Annotated in this window: 13 protein-coding genes and 5 pseudogenes; 10 read left to right on the top strand and 8 right to left on the bottom strand. The window is 45.3% G+C overall.

Features of this window, described 5'->3' with window-relative positions:
• Positions 1-12 precede the first annotated feature (12 nt).
• From phoU to pstC, 4 genes are read right to left on the bottom strand one after another with little or no spacing between them, the layout of a single operon-like run.
• Positions 13-690 (bottom strand): phosphate signaling complex protein PhoU, encoded by a 678-nt coding sequence (phoU, locus tag DW083_RS08635; protein WP_122332088.1) that lies wholly within the window; start codon positions 688-690, stop codon positions 13-15.
• 24 nt (positions 691-714) lie between these two features.
• Positions 715-1467 (bottom strand): phosphate ABC transporter ATP-binding protein PstB, encoded by a 753-nt coding sequence (gene pstB, locus DW083_RS08630; RefSeq protein WP_122332087.1) that lies wholly within the window; start codon positions 1465-1467, stop codon positions 715-717.
• A gap of 13 nt (positions 1468-1480) precedes the next feature.
• Complete coding sequence (gene pstA / locus DW083_RS08625; RefSeq protein ID WP_115500855.1) at positions 1481-2368, bottom strand: phosphate ABC transporter permease PstA; 888 nt, start codon at positions 2366-2368, stop codon at positions 1481-1483.
• Positions 2369-2376: 8 nt separating this feature from the next.
• Positions 2377-3567 carry a phosphate ABC transporter permease subunit PstC gene (gene pstC / locus DW083_RS08620; protein WP_122332103.1) on the bottom strand — a complete coding sequence of 397 codons (1191 nt, stop codon included), beginning with the start codon at positions 3565-3567 and terminating at the stop codon, positions 2377-2379.
• Between the two features lie 235 nt (positions 3568-3802).
• Between pstC and DW083_RS08615 the strand changes: the two are divergent.
• The 5 genes and pseudogenes from DW083_RS08615 to DW083_RS08595 all read left to right on the top strand — a co-directional run bounded on the left by DW083_RS08615 (position 3803) and on the right by DW083_RS08595 (position 9114).
• A pseudogene (locus DW083_RS08615) lies at positions 3803-4998 on the top strand (glucuronyl hydrolase).
• A gap of 10 nt (positions 4999-5008) precedes the next feature.
• Positions 5009-6226 (top strand): DUF2264 domain-containing protein, encoded by a 1218-nt coding sequence (locus DW083_RS08610; RefSeq protein ID WP_122332086.1) that lies wholly within the window; start codon positions 5009-5011, stop codon positions 6224-6226.
• A 41-nt stretch (positions 6227-6267) separates the two neighbouring features.
• A complete protein-coding gene (gene kduI / locus DW083_RS08605) occupies positions 6268-7113 on the top strand; it encodes a 5-dehydro-4-deoxy-D-glucuronate isomerase (protein WP_115500858.1) in 846 nt (281 codons plus the stop codon).
• 122 nt (positions 7114-7235) lie between these two features.
• Positions 7236-8027: a gluconate 5-dehydrogenase gene (locus DW083_RS08600; RefSeq protein ID WP_115500859.1), complete on the top strand. Its 792-nt coding sequence runs from the start codon at positions 7236-7238 to the stop codon at positions 8025-8027.
• A 76-nt stretch (positions 8028-8103) separates the two neighbouring features.
• A complete protein-coding gene (locus DW083_RS08595; RefSeq protein ID WP_122332085.1) occupies positions 8104-9114 on the top strand; it encodes a 6-bladed beta-propeller in 1011 nt (336 codons plus the stop codon).
• Between the two features lie 118 nt (positions 9115-9232).
• On the opposite strand, the pseudogene DW083_RS08590 reads toward DW083_RS08595, so the two are convergent.
• Both DW083_RS08590 and DW083_RS08585 read right to left on the bottom strand, forming a co-directional pair.
• Positions 9233-10728: pseudogene (locus DW083_RS08590) on the bottom strand (acetyl-CoA hydrolase/transferase family protein).
• A gap of 77 nt (positions 10729-10805) precedes the next feature.
• On the bottom strand, positions 10806-11228 hold the full coding sequence (locus tag DW083_RS08585; protein ID WP_122332084.1) for a hypothetical protein: 423 nt from the start codon (positions 11226-11228) through the stop codon (positions 10806-10808).
• Between the two features lie 250 nt (positions 11229-11478).
• On the opposite strand from DW083_RS08585, the pseudogene miaB reads away from it, so the two are divergent.
• A pseudogene (gene miaB, locus DW083_RS08580) lies at positions 11479-12851 on the top strand (tRNA (N6-isopentenyl adenosine(37)-C2)-methylthiotransferase MiaB).
• Between the two features lie 189 nt (positions 12852-13040).
• On the opposite strand, the gene DW083_RS08575 reads toward miaB, so the two are convergent.
• Together DW083_RS08575 and DW083_RS08570 are read right to left on the bottom strand one after the other, a co-directional pair.
• Positions 13041-13475 (bottom strand): DUF6078 family protein, encoded by a 435-nt coding sequence (locus tag DW083_RS08575; RefSeq protein ID WP_122332102.1) that lies wholly within the window; start codon positions 13473-13475, stop codon positions 13041-13043.
• A gap of 79 nt (positions 13476-13554) precedes the next feature.
• Complete coding sequence (locus tag DW083_RS08570) at positions 13555-15234, bottom strand: AAA family ATPase (protein WP_122332083.1); 1680 nt, start codon at positions 15232-15234, stop codon at positions 13555-13557.
• Positions 15235-16067: 833 nt separating this feature from the next.
• Between DW083_RS08570 and DW083_RS08565 the strand changes: the two genes are divergently transcribed.
• From DW083_RS08565 to DW083_RS08550, 4 genes and pseudogenes are all read left to right on the top strand, one after another.
• Positions 16068-19790, top strand: a complete 3723-nt coding sequence (locus tag DW083_RS08565) for a DUF6383 domain-containing protein (RefSeq protein ID WP_147382115.1) — start codon at positions 16068-16070, stop codon at positions 19788-19790.
• 357 nt (positions 19791-20147) lie between these two features.
• Positions 20148-21025, top strand: a pseudogene (locus DW083_RS08560) (cell division protein FtsX).
• Positions 21026-21029: 4 nt separating this feature from the next.
• On the top strand, positions 21030-21272 hold the full coding sequence (locus DW083_RS08555; protein WP_122332101.1) for a DUF3098 domain-containing protein: 243 nt from the start codon (positions 21030-21032) through the stop codon (positions 21270-21272).
• Positions 21269-22068: pseudogene (locus DW083_RS08550) on the top strand (undecaprenyl-diphosphate phosphatase). The gene DW083_RS08555 and the pseudogene DW083_RS08550 overlap by 4 nt, the downstream one beginning before the upstream one ends.
• The last annotated feature ends 2 nt before the right edge of the window (positions 22069-22070 follow it).

Genomic DNA, 22070 nt, shown 5'->3' with positions numbered 1-22070 from the left:
CTGCAAAGATAACTATTTCTCTTCTGTTTTGCCCATGTGTTTCATCACCTTTGCATCCAGATAAAAGATCAGCTCTTCTGCAATATTCGTACAGTGGTCGCCGAAACGCTCCATCTTGCGGATTACACCGGCCATGTAAAGACCTGCCAACGCACTGCTCGGATGAGCTTCGATATAGTTGGCAATCAGGTGTGTCGAATTATGGTTGATCTCGTCAATAAGATTATCTTTCATGAAAATGCGGGACGCAATTTCCGAGCTTTCTTTTTCGAAAGCTTCCTGGGCGAGAGAGAGCATCGAGAGCAATTCCTGTAACATCTCTTCCACGCGGGTATTCTTAATCAGTTCGGGATCAATCGGTTCCCCCTCCGGCAGGTTGACGGAGAAGCGGGCGATACTTTCGGCGAAGTCTCCTAACCGTTCGAGGTTCGTATTGATCTTATACATGGCCAGCACGAAACGAAGATCGACCGCTACCGGTGCATACAGGGCGATGATATCCTCGCAGTCACTGTCTATTTTCAGCTCGAAAGCATTCACGCGGCGTTCGCGGTTGATTACTTTATAAGCGAGTTCCTTGTCGCCTGTCAGCATGGCTTCGCCGGCATTGTATATCTGCTGGTGGACAAGCGCCCACATTTCGTTGATTGTATTCTTCAACGTGGCTATTTCCTGTTCAATAACTTTCATCAATCTATTATTTTAAATTCTTAATTATCCGAATCGTCCCGTGATATAGTTCTGTGTCGACTCCTTTTCCGGGTTGGTAAAAATCTTACGCGTATCTCCGTATTCGATCAGTTCTCCTAAATAGAAATATCCCGTTTTATCACTCACACGGGCAGCCTGCTGCATATTGTGTGTGACGATCACAATGGTATATTCTTTCTTCAATTCATGCACCAGGTCTTCAATCTTGCTTGTCGAGATCGGATCGAGGGCCGAGGTCGGTTCGTCCATCAGCAGAATAGAAGGGGAGATTGCGAGTGCACGCGCAATACAAAGCCGCTGTTGCTGGCCGCCGGAAAGGGCGAAAGCCGAATCTTTCAGCTTATCTTTTACTTCATCCCAGAGAACCACCTGTTTCAGGCTTTTGATTACTGTCTCTTCTATATATTCATTGTCATTAATACCATTTACGCGGAGCCCGTAAGCGACGTTTTCAAAGATTGTCTTTGGGAACGGATTTGCTTTCTGGAAGACCATCCCGACATTTTTACGGAGCGTGTCTACCTTTTCTCCTTTTTCATAGATATTCCGTCCGTCGATGAAGATTTTTCCTTCCAGGCGTGTGTCGGGAATCAGATCGTTCATGCGGTTGAATAAACGGAGGAATGTAGATTTTCCACAACCCGACGGCCCGATAAAGGCAACCGAGGTATTGGCTTCTATCTGCATCGATATGTTTTTCAATGCATGGAAGTCGCCATAATAGAAATCTACGTTTTGAGCATCAATCTTTATCATACTAATAATTTATTTAATTCATCTTTACCTTTTTAGCAAAGTAGTTACGCAATGCATTGGCCAGTAGGTTGACAACCAGCACGATTGCGATCAGAACCAATGCAGTTCCATAAGCCATACCCCGGGAAGCCTCGATATCCGTACCGCTGGTCGAGATTACATACAGGTGGTAGGGCAATGCCATACACTGGTCGAAAATGCTTCCCGGTAACTGGGGAAGGAAATAAGCCGCGACAGTGAATAGGATCGGTGCCGTTTCCCCCGAAACGCGTCCGACGGACAGGATCAAACCGGTGATGATATTCGGGAATGCCATCGGAAGTACCACGCGGCGGATCGTTTGCAGCTTTGTTGCACCTAAGGCTAAGCTTCCGTGGCGGAAGGAATCATCGATACTCTTCAAGGCCTCTTCCGTTGTACGGATAATCAGCGGTAACGACATCAGCGCCAGTGTGAACGAACCGGCTATGATAGAGTCGCCCCATCCCAGGGTATTTACAAACAGTGACATACCGAACAGCCCGAACACGACAGAAGGCACACCGCTCAGGTTATTTGTCATGATACGGATGAAACGCACTAATTTACCGTTTGTCGCATATTCATTCATATAAATACCGCTCATGATCCCGATTGGAAAACTGATGATACTGCTTCCGAGGATCAGGTAGAACGTCCCGACAATAGCCGGATAAATACCTCCTTTTGTCATGCCGTCTTCAGGCGCTTTTGTCAGGAAATCCCAGCTGATCACGCTACCTCCTTTGATGATGATGAAGCCCAGGATCACAAACAGGATTGCAACAACTAAATAGCTCAGGAAGGTAAAGAAACCGAAAGCCAATTTTTGCGAGGAACGTTTCTTCGCGTCTATATTTCCTACTTTTTGTACAGGTGCCATATTATTAATCAGATTTTTCTTTTAGATGAGATATATTCAACCGAGATACTCAATATCAAGGTTATGAGGAAAAGGACCGCACCCAGCAGGAACAACGCTTCGTAATGTGCGCCGCCGGCAGGTGCCTCTCCAAGTTCGGCTGCGATCGTTGCCGGAATGGTACGTACGGGTTCAAAGAAGGAAGTCGGGATGACTGCCGCGTTTCCGGTAACCATCAACACCGCCATTGTTTCGCCTATCGCACGTCCGATACCCAGTACGATAGCCGATGTGATACCGGAAATCGAGTACGGGATTATCACTTTGTAGATGGTTTGCCATTGGGTTGCTCCCAGCGCAAGACTTGCCTCTTTCATGGCGCGCGGTGTCGTCCGCATGGCATCTTCTGCAACCGTAATGATGGTGGGGAGAGCCATGATGGCCAAGACTACACTACCGGCGAAAGCCGTTTCACCGACAGGCAGATGAAGCCCTTTCTGTATCAATGGTACAATCACCACCAACCCGAAGAATCCGTAGACAACAGACGGGATGCCGGCAAGCAATTCGATGATTGGTTTCAGCAAACCGCGTGTCCGTTTGCTTGCAATCTCCGCCATGTAGATCGCTACGGCCACACCGAAAGGAAGCGACAGGACGATTGCACCGATACTGACGAGCAATGTCCCTAACAACAGCGGGACCAACCCGAATATCGGGGCGGGAGTGGAGGTCGGATACCATTTTGTCCCGCCGAAAAATTCCCCCGGTGTAATTTTCTCTTCCGGGAGAACCCTGCCTTGAAAGCCATTCTCCAACAGGTATTGTTTGGGGAAGAATGCGATGATGCCGGGCTCTTTGGCTACCAATTCGCTGATTTTCTCGGGCACATACTGGAATTCGTCGCCTAACTCTTCTTCGGAGTAGTAATTGGTCAGATCGGAGAAACGGAATATCAGAATATCCTGGTCCATCCCGTTTATCTCTTTCCAGTTGCTGATATTGCCATCGAAAATATCCATGATCTTCTCCGGCGATAATTTGGTGACATCGTTCTTCTCATTTACGGCAAGTACATAACCTTCTTCAGTGGCCGGAGTATTAAAAAGGCCGCCGGCCTCTTTGAACAGGAAGAACACGATCAGCAAAATCGTAAAGCTGCTGACGCTCCCGCTAATAAGCAATCCCCCTTCTACAATCTTTTCGAAAAACTTTTTCACTTTGTTTACCTTTTTATTCTGATGCAAAGGAACGAAACAGAGATTAAGAAGCTGTTACATGGGGTTGAATGAGATGTTACGATTGCATTACATTTGTGTTTCAAACATCTCTGCATGCTTTTATTCGATTGACTCCGATGAAATTCGGAGTCGTTCCTGATTTTATTCCCGGATTTTGCTGTTTCTTAGGAGAGATTCCTGTATATTTGTCCAAAATCTTTCTAATCTTTTATTTATGAACAAACTTTTTAGTTTAACTGTGTTAGCGACCACACTCTTGTTGTCGTCTTGTAGTAATACCCCGCAGGAGGAACCTCTTGCGAAAGTGATTGACCGTGGCTTGAAGGCTTCGACCGAACAGGCATTGCTGATGGCCAAAGAGTTGGAACAACGGGAAGGGCGCCTGCCTAAAACGATTAAGGACGGCAAGCTGGAAACCAGCGATTGCTATTGGTGGTGCAGCGGCTTCTTTCCCGGTGAACTTTGGTATTTGTATGAAAGCAACCCGACTCCCGAATTGAAAAAGTACGCAGAATTGTTTACCGGACGTTTGGAAGACGTGCAGCACGTGACGGATAACCACGATGTGGGCTTTATGCTTTATTGCAGCTATGGCAACGGCTATCGGTTGACCCAAAGTCCGGACTACAAGAATGTCCTGGTGACCGGAGCCGGTTCGCTCAGTACCCGTTTCACCCGACGATCAAAGCGATCCGTTCCTGGGATTTTACGAATAACGGGAAGTGGCAGTATCCGGTTATCATCGACAATATGATGAATCTGGAATTGCTGACTTGGGCGAGCAAGACGACGGGAGATAACCGTTTCCATGATATCGCCGTGACACATGCCAATACAACGATGGCCAACCATTTCCGTGATGATTACAGTTGCTATCACGTTGTTTCCTACGATACGATCACCGGTAACCCGCATATAAAGATGACACACCAGGGTTATGCCGACGAATCGGCATGGGCACGCGGACAGGCTTGGGCCATCTATGGCTATACGATGATGGCGCGTGAAACCGGCGATCCCGCCTATCTGGCACAAGCCAAGCATATTGCACATTTCCTGATGAACCATCCGAATATGCCGGCCGATAAAGTCCCGTATTGGGATTTCGATGCGCCGAATATCCCGGATGCTCCGCGCGACGCCTCTTCTGCCGCGATTATGGCCTCCGCCTTGATCGAATTGAGCCAGCTGGATAAATCGGAGGAAGCAAAAAGTTACCTGGATTTCGCCGAACAGCAAGTGCGTTCTTTATCTTCTCCCGAATATTTGGCAGAGAGAGGAACAAACTGTAACTTTGTACTCAAGCATTCGACCGGACACTTGCCTGGAAACAGTGAGGTGGACGTTCCGCTTAGCTATGCCGACTACTACTATGTAGAGGCATTGATGAGGCTGAAGAAATTAATCTAAATAGTAAACCATGAGACATTCTTTAAAAATCGCCGTACTAATTCTTTGTACGATCTGCCTGCCGTTTACAGGTAAAGCCCAGCAAACGACAGGGGAAGAAGACCGTGCTCTTTGGGTGGAAACCCTGACGCGTATTGCAGATCCCGTACTTGTCAATTTGAGTAATAACACGCTGAAGAAAAACATGCCTTACGAGTCGTTGGGAAACAGACATCGTTTTTCGCATCTGGAAGCTGTCGGCCGTTTGGTTTGCGGTATAGCACCCTGGTTGGAACTGGGACCGGACAATACGCCGGAAGGGAAACTTCGCGCCAAATATATCGACCTGACAGTGAAAGGTTTGAAGAATGCCGTGAACCCGCAGTCTCCCGATTACCTGGTTTTCGGCGAACCCTCCCAACCTTTGGTCGATGCGGCTTTTCTGGCACAGGGTCTTTTGCGTGCTCCGAAGCAGCTTTGGGGAAATCTCGATCCGCAAGCTAAGGAATGGATGATTACCGAATTGAAACGGAGCCGTAATATCAAACCGTTTGAAAGTAACTGGCTGCTTTTTGCATCGACTGTTGAAGCTGCCTTACTGGAATTTACAGGAGAATGCGATATGGAACGGATGCTGTATGGCGTGAAAAGGTTCCGAGACGACTGGTACAAAGGCGATGCCATGTATGGTGACGGAGCGGATTTCCATATGGATTACTACAATAGTTTTGTGATTCATCCGATGTTGACGGATGTGCTGGTCGTGATGAAGAAACACAACGTGGAAGGGGCGGATTTCCTGCCGACGCAGTTGAAACGTCATTCCCGCTATGCCGAGATACTGGAGCGTTTCATCTCTCCGGAAGGAGCTTACCCGGTAGTCGGCCGCTCCATCTGTTACCGTTTCGGCGCGTTTCATGCTTTGGGACAGGCGGCATTGATGCATATCCTGCCGGAGCTGGTCAAGCCGGCGCAGGTACGTTGCGCTTTGACGGCTGTTATCCGCCGCCAGATGAGTTTTCCTGCTAACTTCGATAAGAACGGCTGGTTGCGCGTAGGTTTTACCGGTGAACAAATCGATATCTCCGAGTCTTATATTAATACGGGGAGTGTATATCTTTGTTCTTTCGGTCTTGTGCCTCTGGGGTTGCCGGCAACAGATGAGTTCTGGTCGGGGCCTTATACCGAGTGGACAAATGTGAAGGCCTGGAATGGCGAGAAGGTGCAGGCTGACCATGCGATTAAATAATTAAGAATTAAGAAATAAAATCAAATACAGATAATAAGAAGATGAAGACTAATTATGAATTGCGTTATGCTGCACATCCGGAAGATGCAAAGCATTATGATACGAAGCGTATCCGTCGTGACTTTCTGATTGAAAATCTGATTGTCGAGAATGAAGTGAACATGGTGTACTCGATGTACGACCGTATGATTGTCGGTGGCGTTCAGCCGATGGGCGAGATCATCGAACTGGAAGCGATCGAACCGTTGAAAGCGCCTTATTTCCTGACCCGCCGTGAAATGGGTATCTTTAATGTGGGACATGGTCCCGGTGCCGTAATGGTAGATGACAAGATATATGAAATCGGTTTTAAGGAAGCCCTTTATCTGGGTTCAGGTGACCGCGAAGTGAAGTTTATAAGCCCGATCGCTGAAAATCCGGCTAAGTTCTACTTTAACTCGACACCGGCACACCGTAACTATCCGGATAAGATCATAACTAAGGCGGATGCTGTTGTGGCAGCCATGGGATCACTGGAAATGTCTAACGACCGTAACATCAACAAGATGATTGTGAACCAAGTGTTGCCAACCTGCCAGTTGCAGATGGGTATGACGGAACTGAAACCGGGCAGTGTCTGGAATACTATGCCGGCACACGTACACAGCCGCCGCATGGAAGCCTATTTCTATTTCGATATTCCCGAAGACCAGGCCATCTGCCACTTTATGGGCGAAGTAGACGAAACCCGTCATATCTGGATGAAGGGCGATCAGGCAGTTTTGTCTCCCGAATGGTCTATCCACAGTGCTGCTGCTACCCACAACTATACGTTTATCTGGGGTATGGGCGGTGAAAACCTGGATTATGGCGATCAGGACTTCTCTTTGATCACCGACTTGAAATAATGTGCCAATATGCCAATGTGCAAATGTGGCAATGCTGAATTACGGATTAAAAAACGAGGCGAATATGTCCGATGCTTTTTATTGGCACATTGGCATATTCGCACATTAATACATTATATATTATGGTAAATTTTTCATTGGAAGGTAAGGTTGCGCTTGTAACGGGTGCATCTTACGGTATCGGTTTTGCTTTGGCTACGGCTTTTGCACAAGCCGGTGCGACTATCGTGTTCAACGATATCAAACAGGAATTGGTGGATAAAGGTCTTGCTGCTTATAAAGCGGAAGGCATCGAAGCTCACGGGTATGTTTGCGACGTAACGAATGAGGAACAGGTAAACGCTTTGGTTGCACAGATTGAAAAGGAAGTGGGTGTGATCGATATCCTGGTTAACAATGCCGGTATCATCAAACGTATTCCGATGACGGAAATGTCTGCTGCCGAATTCCGCCAGGTAATCGACGTAGACTTGAATGCTCCGTTTATCGTATCGAAAGCCGTTATCCCTTCCATGATCAAGAAAGGACACGGAAAGATTATCAATATCTGCTCCATGATGAGCGAGTTGGGACGTGAAACGGTATCTGCTTATGCTGCTGCCAAAGGCGGCCTGAAGATGCTGACCCGTAATATCGCTTCCGAATATGGCGAATACAATATCCAGTGTAATGGTATCGGCCCGGGTTATATCGCAACTCCGCAGACCGCTCCTTTGCGTGAAAAACAGCCGGACGGCTCACGCCATCCGTTCGATGCCTTTATCGTCGCCAAGACTCCGGCAGCCCGTTGGGGAACTCCCGAAGATCTGATGGGACCGGCCGTATTCCTGGCATCCGATGCTTCCGACTTCGTAAACGGCCACGTGCTGTATGTGGACGGCGGTATCCTGGCTTATATCGGCAAACAACCTTGATAAATAGAGATGAAGGGTGTGCTAAACTTTTGGCACATCCTTCGTCTCATACACGTTTATAAATCATACTTCTAATATGAAAACCATCTATCCTTTCATACTCTTGCTTCTTGCCTTGTGCGCCTGCTCTTCCCAAAAAGACGGAACGGAAATCTACCAGACTAAACGGGACAATAAAATCAATGTGCGCGATCGGATCAAAGAGATCGACATGGGCGATGTTTTGATTAGCCGCTATTCGGGGCCTTCCATACTTGACCAATATCTGATTATAGGAGACTACTGGACAAAAGATACGGTTGTTTTTATCTTCGACAAAAATAACTTCCGCCACATTTGCAGTACTGCTTTGAAGGGGCCGGGACCGGATGAAATAACGAACTTCGGCTCCGTTGGCATCAACGAAAAGAAACGGGAATTTTATTTGACGGATCATGGAAAGAAGAAAATCTTTACCTACAGTTTGGACAGTGTCCTGGCTGATCCCCAAAATTACACGCATACGGTTAAAGCGGATTTGGGTGATTACATCCCGATGCGCTATATATATGTCAACGATACGCTTTCCTATGGTACATTTATGTGGCCGCAGCCGGGTCGTCCTTTCGGTGTCACCATTGCTAAATGGAACATGGTGACAGGCGCAACTACGCCGTTGAACTATATCAATCCGGAGATCAAACGTGTGCGTGCAAGTTTTGCCGTATCATTGGAGCAAAATGTGATTGTGGAGTGTTTTTCCCATAACGATTTAATGACGATTCTTGATCTCGATGGTAACTTGAAATATAATGTGTACGGTCCGGATTGGGACAATGAAGTGTCAATTCGGCGTGATTTCTTCAATGATGTTGTCATTGCCGGTGATAAAATTCTTGCTGTAACCTCTTTAGGTAGTTCGCATGATTCAAAAGAAGCTGTTACGACGACTCTTTTTGTATTTGACCTTCGGGGAAAATATCTTCAGACACTTGAAATCGGCTACGATATCGAGGGGTTTTGTTACGACAAAGACAATAACCGTTTGATCTTCTGTTTCAATGATGAAATACAATACGGATATTTGGATTTGAAAGGATTGATTTAGCAGAAATGCCGGAGTCTGTTCTCTTGGCCATTGCCTCCCGTGCAAACGCAAAACGGCTCCCGTCCTATATTTTTTCGGACGGGAGCGTTTTTTATGGGACAAGTCCCGTTTTTATCTCTTACTTGTTGTATTTGCTCCAGTCAACATTGTGCATGTCGCCGCTGGCAGCCAACTCTTCGTGGAATGCGAAGCAGCACTTCAGGTTCTGGGGAGTATGTCCCTTGATACCCATTTCCAGATATTCGGTCAACAACGGTTTGTAGTCCGGGTGAACGCAGTTTTCGATGATGCAACGTGCACGCTGGATCGGAGACTTGCCGCGCAGGTCGCAACGCCATATTCCGTGATGATGATCTTAACCGAGTGCTCGCTGTGATCCAGATGGGAAACCATCGGAACGAATGCACTGATCTTGCCTTCTTTCGCCGTAGACGGAGTTGTGAAGATAGACAGCATGGCAGAACGGGTAAAGTCGCCTGAACCACCGATACCGTTCATCATTCTTGTACCCGAAACGTGAGTCGAGTTGATGTTACCGAAGATATCAGCTTCCAGAGCCGTATTGATTGCCACCAGACCCAGACGGCGGGCCACTTCCGGATTGTTGGAAATTTCCTGCGGGCGGAGAAGGATCTTATCTTTGAAGAAGTCTAAGTTCGCATAGATCTCACGGATCACTTCGTTGCTGACAGACAGTGAGCAGCCGCTGGCAAACTTGACGCGTCCCTGTTTCATCAGCGAAATGACAGCATCTTGGATTACTTCCGTGTAGACGTTAAATGCCGGGATATCCTTGTTTTCACCCATGCAGCCTAATACTGCGTTGGCAACGTTTCCTACGCCACTCTGCAACGGAACGAATTCTTTCGGCAGGCGGCCTGCTTTGATCTCGCCTACGAGGAAGTTTGCAACGTTCTGGCCGATAGCCATCGTCACGTCGTCCAGCGGAGAGAACTTACCTCCTTCGTTCGGTTCGTCAGTCTTGACTACACCCACGATCTTGGCCGGATCAACCTTCACGCACTCGCTACCGATACGGTCCGACGGAGTGTAAACCGGTATTTCGCGGCGGTAGGGAGGATCGGCCGGTTCATAAATATCATGCATACCGCGGATTTCTTTCGGGTGGCGGCAGTTCAATTCAACAATGATGCGGTCAGCCATGCGGCAGATCGTCGGCAGGATACCGACACCGCTGGTCGGAACGATTTCGCCGTCTTCCGTAACGTCGGCTGCTTCAACGATAGCCACGTCTATTTTGCCCAGGAAGCCGTAACGTAAATCCTGTGCCAGTTCGGACAGGTGCATATCGAAATACTGAGCGCCGTGAGCGTTCAGCAAGGCACGCAGGTCTTTGTTCGATTGATACGGAGTACGGAACTTGATAGCGTTTGCGCGAGCCAGTTCACCATCCAACTTGTCGCCTGTCGAGGCGCCTGTAAACATACCGATCTGGAAAGGATTGCCTTTTTCATGTTCAGCCATTGCCTTTTTAGCAATCGCACCCGGCACAACTTTCGGGCATCCGGCAGGAGTAAATCCACTAAAGCCTACATTATCGTCGTGATGTACGAATGAAGCAGCTTCTTCTGCTGTAATAAATTTTAAAGCCATGATATTATTTGTTGTTATATTAGTAATTCTCTATTCAGCTAACAGTCGGGCGCAAAGGTATTAAAAAAGAACATAGATTAATACTTGCGGTTGAGTATTTCGGTGTAAATAATAGCTTTTCGCAGTTCAGCGGCGTTGTTGAACTCTATATCCGTCTGCGGAATATCTTCTTCTATCGGAGGAAGGATGGTCCGGTTTCCGTCAGCCGTCTGTCTGGCCGTCGTATTTTCTCCAGTCAGGAACGGTGTCGGTTGCACAGCCTGCTGTTTTTTCTGTTTCTTTGGCTTGGCGGGCTTTTGCTTCGGTTGCGGTTCCTGCATCTCCTGCAAGATGTCCCAGAAACCCTTTTGCGGAGCCTCTTCATCCTCAGGAATGATTTCCCTTTCCGGTTGCCCCAACACCTGTTTCGGGCGTTTTTTCTTATTCTTGGAACCGAACAAGCCGCTGATCCCTGCAATTATCAGGAACACAATATATAGCCAATCACCTGCGTTATCCATAAACTTTGATTATTTTTGTACTCCAAATGTAGGAAATATTATTCAGAAGTGAAAGAAAGGAAACATATAATAGGTATAAAAGTAAATAAGGGTAACTTCACAGCCACCCTTATTCGATTTAACCAAAACCTTAACTATGAAAAAATTTACGTTTTTCAAGTGCAAATATAAGGGTACGGTTTGAACTGTGCAAGTGTTTGAGCATTTATTTTTGCCAAAAGAATATATTTAAAATTAATTAACAGAAGAGATGACAAATCAAGAAAATGGCGTGGACTTAAAATCCGCAGCCGGAACCGGAGAAAAGAAGTTGTTTATCGAAACTTACGGGTGTCAGATGAACGTTGCAGACAGTGAAGTTGTTGCTTCCATCATGCAAATGGACGGTTATGCCGTGACTGACAAAATCGAAGATGCAGATGCTATTTTCGTCAATACCTGTTCGGTTCGCGATAATGCCGAGCAAAAAATTTACGGCCGGCTTCAGTATTTCCAGTCATTAAAAAGAAAGAAAAAATCTTTAGTAGTCGGTGTGCTCGGATGCATGGCGGAACGGGTGAAGGAAGAGTTGATCAATGTGCATCATGCTGACTTAGTGGTCGGTCCGGATTCGTATATGGATTTGCCGAACCTGGTCGGGGCGGTTGAGCATGGCGAAAAGGCGATTAACGTGGAACTTTCCACACAGGAAACCTACAAAGACGTAATCCCGTTGAAGTTAGGAGGTGTGCATATCTCCGGTTTTGTTTCCATCATGCGCGGGTGCAATAACTTTTGTACCTATTGCATTGTGCCATATACGCGTGGCCGGGAACGAAGCCGTGACGTGGATAGCATTCTGAACGAAATACGGGATATGCGCGATAAAGGTTTCAAAGAAGTGACCCTTTTAGGGCAGAATGTGAACTCCTATCTTTTTGAGAAAGACGGCGAAAAGATTTCTTTCCCTGTCTTGCTGGAGCGCGTGGCCGAGGAAGTTCCCGGGATGCGCGTCCGCTTCACGACTTCCCATCCGAAGGATATGAGCGACGATACGTTGCGTGTAATGCTGCGCACGATAACATCTGCAAGATGATCCACCTGCCGGCGCAATCGGGCAGTTCCCGCATCCTGAGCGTGATGAACCGCAAATATACCCGCGAATGGTATCTGGACCGCATTGCCGCCATCCGTCGGATCCTGCCGGATTGTGCCATCTCGACCGACCTCTTTTGCGGTTTCCATTCCGAGACGGAAGAGGACTACCAGGAAACGCTTTCGCTGATGCGCGAAGTGGGCTACGACAGTGCTTTCCTCTTCAAATATTCCGAACGCCCGGGCACATATGCCTCTAAGCATCTGCCCGATACGGTGAGCGAAGCCGAAAAGGTACGCCGCCTGCAAGGCATGATCGACCTGCAGAACCAGCTGTCGGAGGAAAGCAATAAACGTGATATCGGAAAAGTCTTTGAAGTGCTGATCGAGGGTTTCTCCAAGCGTTCCCGCGAGCAGTTGTTCGGGCGTACGAGCCAGAATAAGGTGGTGATCTTCGATAAAAAGAATTATCACGTCGGACAATTTATAAAGGTACGCATCAACCGTGCCTCTTCCGCTACTTTGTTCGGGGAACCGGTGGAAGAATAGTCTTTATTGGTGCTGATTCAGTGTTTCTTGCCACGGAACAAAAGTGTCTGCGGTCGAAACTTTAGTTTCAAGGCAGGAAACTAAAAGTTTCGACCGGTGGAACAAAAGTTTCATCGGCAAGAAACAAAAGTTTCAAAGGTAGAAACCGTTTGAAACAAAAGTTTCACGAAAAAATATTACTGAAACTTTTTACCAGTCGAAGCTTTCCCTGTATGAATCGAAAACCGGTTCTTCGTTGATCCCGTTCTGCTTAAATAGTTGTTTGATAAAGAGTTGATGCTCGGGTAATAGCTCGTTTTCTTTGCGTTGGAAACGGTAATAAAGTGTTTTCTTGAAGTGGCTGACCATCTGTCTTCTTAGTTGCAGGGCCATTTTATGCGGTACATTATCGAGCAGATTGGTAATTCCTAAGGCAATTCGTTTTTTGATTTGTGATTTGAAGAAAGGGCAGTCGTTTCCTTCCTTCGGAAAACAGGCCGGGTTTACTATCGGAAGGAATTTACGGATAGATGTACTGTTGGCTGCTGCCAGGTGGCGTAAACAATTGTCCGCTTGCGTACATTGGTCATTGAAGCAATGTGCGAAATCGTATGGGACGTCTTGATAATCAAATTCGTTTTTCATAATGCGCAAATGTACGGATTATATTTGAGTCCGTATCTTATTTTTGCATTTGTATTAAGTACAAACTTTTTTTACTTATTCAGGCCATCTTTACCCAGACCCGTTTGCCGTCGAATGTGATAGCCATTTTGAGGATGTCGGTGACGCCGGCTGCCCGAAGCGTGGCGGCATACTGTTTGTCCTCAATCTGCTGAAGTGCAGAATCTAACACACTTTCGACGGATTCGTCGTACACCGGATCATAGAGCTTCAACTCCATGATCACGCCTTGCAGGCTCAGGTCGCGCGGACGGAGCAGAATGTCATAACGGCCAAGCCCCGATTCGCGGTTGCTGCTCACTTCGTAAGCGCCGCTGCTGACAAGCATACCTAACAGGAAGGCTTGGTAGACCTTCTCCGGCTCACGGCCGCTTGTGTCATAATATGATAATGTATTGACGACAAAGTCATTCAGGATACGCTGGAAGATTGGCATGTTTTTTTCTTTCAACGCTTGCAACATCAACTCCAGGCGGTCGTTCTTGACCGGACCGTTATTGATCCAGCTTCGGATTATGGTGAAGAAAACGGTTCTGACCTCACGATTAGGTACTTGCAGGGTATATTCCATCAGGTCGTCATTGTTCTTTACCGGATCGGTAGCCTTCAGATAGCCGCTGAAAAGCATGAATGACCAGATATTGGATGCTTCTGACAGCAAATCCGGAAAAGCTAACTTGTCGTTTATCACGCTGCGGATCGGTTCGCCCTGTATCAGTGATTCCACACCCATGCGTATTTGCGACGGGCCGTCGGCAAGCAGGTGTCGCAAGAGGACGTCCGAGCCGGTGTTTACCCAGTAAGGAGCCAGGACGCCGCCTTTATTTATAAAGGAAAGCACAGACCAGGGATTGTAGACTGTTTGATCTCCGAACAGGTAGCCGTTGTACCAGTTCTTCACCTCATCTTTCTGCGCGTCTAATAGATAGTCGGTTAGCATTTGGTCGGTTTCCTCTTGTGTAAAACCGAAAGAGGTACACATCGGAAGTTCCAGGATCGTATCTACATCAATATTATTCAACCCACTGAATATCGATTCCTTGCTGACCCGCAAGATGCCGGTGATGATGCCACGGAAGATATCCGTATTGTCTTTGAACACCAAACTCATAAAGTTACGCATAAAGCCGATCATACGGTCGTAATAGCCTTTGTCGAAAGCGACATGGATAGGCGTGTCGTATTCGTCGAGCAGCACGAGGGGCGGCGTGCCCCAGTGAGTTGCCAGCAATCCGGATAAAAAAAGTAATGAGTTTTGGATCATGACCTCGTCTGCTTGTAGCATAAGTACCTGATTAAACCACAGGCGGTCCAGCTCGGACAGTTCGTCGTTCAGTAAATACCGGTGACGGGCAAATTCCTGTTGCATCTGTATTTTGATTTGAGACAAGGTCGCTTCAAACGTATCGCCCTTGCAGTCTTTCAACGTGACCAGTATCACCGGATATTTCCCTTGATATCGGTCGAAGTCTTTCCACTGTTCGATGTTTTTCCCGTTGAACAGCGGACGATAGATATTGCCTTCCGTCCTCTCGAAGAAATAGCGGAGCGTGGAGAGGTTCAGCGTCTTGCCGAAACGGCGCGGACGCGGAAGAAGCGTGATTTTGCTTCCTTCTTCTATGATCTGGCGGATAAAATCGGTCTTATCCACATAATAATAATCTTCGTCTATTAGCTCTTTATAATCGCTGATGCCTATCGGTAACTTTTTCCGGTCCATACGTCATTGTTTTTATTGCATTTACAAATATAGGAATTATTCTTTCACTCTTTCTTACCGGTCGGTTCTATTTCTCCAAACTTGCAAACTCATATTTAAAATCGTTGGGAGGAAAAGTCACTTTCTTTTCTTGGATGGAAATGTGAATAACTATTATTGCTTAAGGAAAAAGTAACATTTGCATCTGTTGTTCTCTGAAATTGCCTATTTTACCTGCTTTTTAGGGTGGAATTGATATTTGGCGTGTCCACAGTTATAGGATTGATTATCTATTGTTTAGGATTTTATATAATGTACACGCGTACATTAGTAATATATGGGCAAATTGTATTTGTTTTATGATTGTAAGAGATTGAAAAATAAAGAGGTAGATGCTATTTATGGAATGACTAATGAAAACGTACGTTTATTTTCGTCACAAATTTAAGCATAGTTTCCGAACCTGCAACTGTTTTCTCCAAGAAATTTCTTGTTTCTATATCCTTTCTTATCAATTAGATAGATTAAGCTGTACGAAAAACGGCTTTTGGCTGACAAACCCTCCAAAAATGACTAAAAAAAAACGTACGTTTTCTCTCGTCAAAATACAGAAGTTTAGTTAAAAGACGAAAACACGAGAAACGTCCGTAAGATCGATCGAACTTTTAGTATATGTATTATTAATATTAATTCAAATGATTATGAACAAAAAGTTTTCTACTCTTGTAGCCGGTCTTGTGCTGGCTTCTGGTGTGGCTTATGCTCAGCACAGTCCTTCTGCAGGTGCGTTTCCGTACCGCACGCAGAATACATTAAGTACTGCTGTAGGTGATGACATTAACCAGATTCAATCAATGAACAGATGGTATCAGTTAACTGATGGAACAAATGTCCTGGTTCAGGTTCGTGACCAGCAAACAGGTGCTGTTACTTTAAAAATGTTGGATCCGACTGAAGTCCCTTCTGAAGCTCCTCTGAATGCTTCATTATGGAAGATTAAGGTGACAACTCACCCGACTACAGCTTCTAAAACGTTTACTTATATTAATAAGGAAACAAATCTGGAACTAATTTTGGATCACACAAAAGCAGTAAAATATGATGTTGATACGGATATTTCTGCATTAACAATTGACGGAACTATTCTGGATGGTTGCACAAGTGATTGGGGTTGGTACAGTACGGATGTACAGACTTCTGATTTTACAGTAGCACCTATCTATTCCTATTTCAATGCCGCTTCCGACTCTGTTATGGTAATGCAGCTGAACGCTGCTGACGAAGTTGTTGCTGTCAAGTATTCAAAAGATGTTGCTAAAACGGGTTTAACCGGTTTGACACATACTTTGAACTTGAAACCTGTTATAGCTGGTGAAATAGTGCTGACTGCTCAGGATATCAATCAGATGATCGATGCACAGGCTCTTGATTCTGCCAAATTTAAGTTTAATATTCCGAACGGATTGTTGAACAGCGGTTTGCAGGATATTTTCAGTAATACATTGGCTTCTACTAAATATGAGGCACAGGACGCTGTTTTCTCACAGGAGTTTGGTAACCTTGCATTGAAGGTTGCAAATGCAGAATTGGCTGCAGCTAAGGATGCTTTAGATGATGCCAAAGCTGCATTGGATGCTGTTACGGTAAAAGGTGATGCTGCTTTAGGTTCAACAGCAACTGCAACTGCTGCAACCGCTGCTGCAACTGCTGCAACCACTGCTAATAATGCCGCAACCGCTGCCTCAACCGCTGCAACCGCCGCTCTGACTGCAACAGATAATGGTGCTGCCGCTGCGACTGCTCTGGAAACTGCAAAAAATGCTTTGGATGCAGCAAAAGGCGCTTTGGATGCAGCAAAGACTGCATTGACAAATGCTGCTACAGCCATTGAAAGTTCTCTAACTGCTGAAGATGATAAGCCTGTCAGTGACGCAGCAAAGATCGCTGCTGATTTAGTGGGAATAGCTTCTAAGGCTGCAGATGAAGCAAGCCCGAAACTGACTTCTGCTAAGACCGCATTGAGTGATGCTAAAGTTGCTGATTTTGACGAGTATGCTATCCGTTTAGCCGCTCCGATTGAACCGGTTGCTATTCAGAAATATTTTATGGTAGATACTGCTCGCTATGAAGGAGCACAGTCTCCTTCTTTGTCTCCGGCTTACAAATTGGTTAACAAAGAAATTAAAAATCTTGGTGCAGATGGCGGTTATGTGTTTGCCCGTTACTTCTTTAAGTTGACTTACTATCCGTCAAACGACAGTTTGTTTATCGAACCGTTGAATGCAGCGTCTGCTACAGATGCAGAAATGCAGGCCGGAACTCCTTGGTTAGAAACTAAGGCGGGCTCTCAGTGGGTGAAAGATGCTGATGTTACAGCAGCAAACCTTGGTATTGCAGTAAGTAATACGGATTGTACGACTTCTCCTGTATCTTTGACAACTACAGTGTTATCTTCAACAGGAAAGACAGTTGCAACTGTTGGTCGCTTGAATCCGGCAGGTGGTTTTGATACTCGTATTTCTTTCAACCACGAATATCCGTATTTCGTTCGTACATCTTTGCCTCAAGGCGCTTACTATGCTAAGCTGGTAACAAAGAGACATCCTGTTTCTTCTACAAACCGTGCTGACGGCCAGTATCTGGTAGCAAATATGGCTGGTACCATTGTTTATGACGAATGGGCTTCTACCCAGGACTTTGAACACATGCCTGCAACTCAGTGGGTTGTTGAAACACTTGGTTGTGTAGATGCTGTTAATCCACGCGTTCGTATCACAAACCGTGAATATAATAATCTGGTTGCATTTGAAGGTCAGCTTTATAAAGCAGGTGAAGATACCGTTTATTTCATTGATCATACTTGGAATGAATTGAACGTTGATTCTCGTGCTCCGTATAACCGTTTCACTTGTCAGGATACAATCATGTTCACTGCTGTTAAGGATGTAAAAGCAGCTCAAGCAGGCTTCCTGAACTTAAGCCCGGATCAGGTGATCGACAATTCTTTCAAACTGAAACATTTCTCTGATTACGGAGATGTTTACCTGAAGGCTTTAGTTGGAACGAAAGATACATTGTTGAATGTTGCTGCAGATGGCTCTAACTTCGAATTGGTTCCGTATTATAATAATAATGAATACGGTAAAGTTGTTGTAGGCCGGACAGATGATACAGATACAATTGTTCCTCAATTATATCGCTCTGTATATTTGTTGAAAGTAAAAGACTTCGATAAGGTTAACAATGACCTGCGTTTTGTTGGTATAACGAAAGAAGGTAATTATGCTGTAATCGATACGATTGCCAAAAAGAGTGAATTAGCTTATCCGGCTTACTTCTTCTTGAAAGAAAATGATCATAAGGATGCTCATGCTTATGCTTTGGTCAATAAAAATGCGGGTTATAACTCTGACGGAAGCAGTAAAGGCATATATTATGATGGTGCCGATAAACTGTTTGTGGAAAACAAGACTTCGATGGCTAAGAAAGGTCTGTTGTCAGAACGTCAGACAGACGCATTCTTTATGGTTCAGGATACAATGCCGTATTATAAGAGACTTGCCGGTGTTGACACTGTTGCATTCTACGATGCTATCAACGAAAACCGTGTCTTGATCGAAGATTGCAATAGCCCGTATTCTAAAGATAAAGGTGCCGGTTTCTTAGGATTCCGTAGCTTGGCTGAAGCTCCTGCTTTGAATGCTGCTCCTTCCATGTATGTTGATACAGCTTATGTTCGCAATGAAACTCGTATGCCGTTGTATCTGTTGGCTGTTGGTGCTGAACTCAAAGATACTAAAGCTTGTGACCATGCATTTGACGTGGCTAATCCGGGACATACTGAACATTTCGCTTCAAGACCTTATGTTCAGGGTCGTTATCTGGTAGATTTATCAAATAACAATTTGGTAGATAGTATTCCTTATATCGATGCAAAGAATGCAATTCACGAAGGAATCTACACTCGTTTGGCATTTGTAAATGCAATCCATATGGGTGACAGTGTTTATATTCTGAATGATCCGGAAGCTACTTATGAATATGAAGATTCAATCAAACATTATGCTGTAGCTACTTTGCCTATCAGCGCTGAAACTTATAATGGTGCAACAGTAGCATTCCGTTTGAAAAACCAGGATGATGATGAAAACTTCTATATTGAAACAAACGGACGCTTTGCTGGATTTGCTTCTAATGGTGGTGCTTGGGTTAAGAACCAGAATAACGTAGCTGTATTGGCAACAAGCGCAAATGAATTCTACGAAGATCATGACGGTATGATGGTTAGCTATGCTCAGGAAGATATCTATCAGGGAACTGTCTTTACATTGAAACAGAGCACTGAAAACCCGACTGCTAACGAAGAAGTTGTAGTAGAAGGTGTTAAGGTTCTGGCTCAGAACGGTAAAGTTCAGATTGCCGGTGCTGCTGGTAAGAAGGTTGTTATCACTAACATCTTAGGTCAGACAGTAGCCAACACTGTTATCACTTCCGACAACGCCACAATTGCTGTTCCTGCCGGTGTAGTTGTTGTTGCCGTGGAAGGTGAAGATGCTGTTAAGGCAATCGTGAAATAATGATTGTAGATAAAAAATTATAATCAAATAATTCTAAATAAGATCGCGCGGGGTTGTAGAGGCGGACGGAAGTCCGTCCCCCAATCAACATCAAGTATCCTGCGACAGGCGAACAAGCGATCGTATTATTAATACTAAAGTATTGAAATAAAGTTCTTCTGCCGGTACTCCTGTGAAGGACGAATGCAGATAAAAATAAGAGGTTGTGTCAAACAGTTGGCACAACCTCTTTTGTAGTTAAAGAATTGTAAAGAAGCCGCTATCTCGTAAATTATTTGTTCTTTTGCAGAAAAATTGGGAGGTGTGTTCTCTGGACGCATCTCCCCGCTTTATTCAACAACAATAAGGTATTGTCTAATGGCTGAAAGTAAAAAGGTTAGTTTGGTTTCTTTCTTTAATTCTCGCTTGACTTCCATAATAAGTATCGCATTGGTACTGTTTCTGCTGGGACTTATTTTTCTGATGGGGTTGTTGGGAAACAAACTTTCCGTATATGTAAAGGAAAATATCTCGTTTTCGATTGTGCTGAAAGACAACCAGAAAGAAGCGGAGATAAAGAAGATGCAGAAGACATTGGATGCATTGCCTTATATTAAATCTACAGAATACATATCGAAAGAACAGGCAGCTAAAGAACTGGAAGAGGAGTTGGGCGAGAATCCCGAAACGTTCCTGGGCTTTAATCCCTTGCAGGCTTCGATCGAAGTAAAGCTGTATTCGGAATATGCCAACCCGGACAGCCTCAAACTGATTGAAAAGAAGATAAAGAACTATACTTCCGTTTCCGATTTATTGTACCGGAAAGATATGATGCAGATGGTGAATGATAACGTGAAACGTGTCAGCCTGATTCTGTTGACCCTTGCCGTGATTCTGATGGCAATATCGTTTGTGTTGATTAGTAATACGATACGGTTGCTGATCTATTCCAAACGTTTCCTGATTCACACGATGAAGCTGGTAGGCGCTACGCCCGGCTTTATACGCAGGCCGTTCGTCCGGTATAATGTGGTTAGCGGCATTTTTGCTCTATCCTTGCAATATTCATGCTGACGGGAGCGTTGTATTATTTACAAAATGAATTGTCCGGTTTTATTCAGTTGCTGGATATAAAGGCGTTGGTGATTGTTTACGCGGGTGTGTTGGTGATGGGGATTTTGCTCTCTATTACGGCAACTGTTTTTGCGGTGAACAAATATCTGCGGATGGGAGTTGATAAATTATATTATATATAAATGTATGGCAAAGAGAGATTTCGCTTTTGGAAAAGACAATTTTATCCTGATTGCTGTTTCTGTCGTTATTATCGCAATCGGTTTTATGTTGATGAGTGGCGGCGGTTCGCAGGACCCGACCGGATTTAATCCGGAAATATTCAGTTCCCGCCGTATCGTTGTGGCTCCGGCTGTGACGGTGATCGGTTTTGTGATGATGATTTTCGGGATATTGAGAAACAGCAAGAATAAAGAAGTAGCAGAATGAGTTGGTTTGAAGCCTTAGTGCTGGGGATCGTTCAGGGACTTACGGAATATTTGCCGGTCAGCAGTAGCGGTCACCTGGCAATCGGTTCTGCTTTATTTGGCATTCAGGGAGAAGAAAATTTAGCATTTACGATTGTCGTCCATGTGGCAACCGTACTTAGTACGTTGGTTATCCTGTGGAAAGAGATTGAATGGATATTCCGGGGGTTGTTTAAGTTTCAGATGAATGCTGAGACGCGCTATGTGATAAACATCCTGATATCCATGATTCCGGTCGGAATCGTAGGACTGTTCTTCAAAGATACGGTTGAAGATATTTTCGGTTCAGGATTGCTGATTGTGGGATGCATGTTGTTGTTGACAGCTGCATTGCTGGCATTTTCGTATTATGCGAAGCCCCGCCAGAAAGAAAACATCTCGATGAAGGATGCTTTCATTATTGGTTTGGCGCAGGCATGTGCGTGATGCCGGGACTTTCCCGCTCCGGAACAACGATTGCAACCGGTTTGTTATTAGGGAACAATAAAGCAAAACTGGCTCAGTTTTCTTTCCTGATGGTTATTCCTCCTATTTTGGGTGAAGCCTTGTTGGATGTGATGAAAGCGATGAAAGGAGAAGCGGTTGCCGGAGATATTCCGACGCTTTCGCTGGTTGTCGGATTTCTTGCCGCATTCGTATCGGGATGCATCGCCTGCAAGTGGATGATCAATATCGTGAAGAAAGGGAAACTGATTTATTTCGCCATCTATTGTGCAATTGCAGGTTTGATAACAATCGCCTGTACGTTACTTAAATAAGA

The sequence above is a fragment of the Parabacteroides sp. AF48-14 genome, from assembly GCF_003477465.1.
GTDB classification, from domain to species: Bacteria; Bacteroidota; Bacteroidia; order Bacteroidales; family Tannerellaceae; genus Parabacteroides; species Parabacteroides acidifaciens.
The sequence above is the reverse complement of the archived record's forward strand: the minus strand, read 5'-3'. Positions and strand labels throughout refer to the sequence as shown.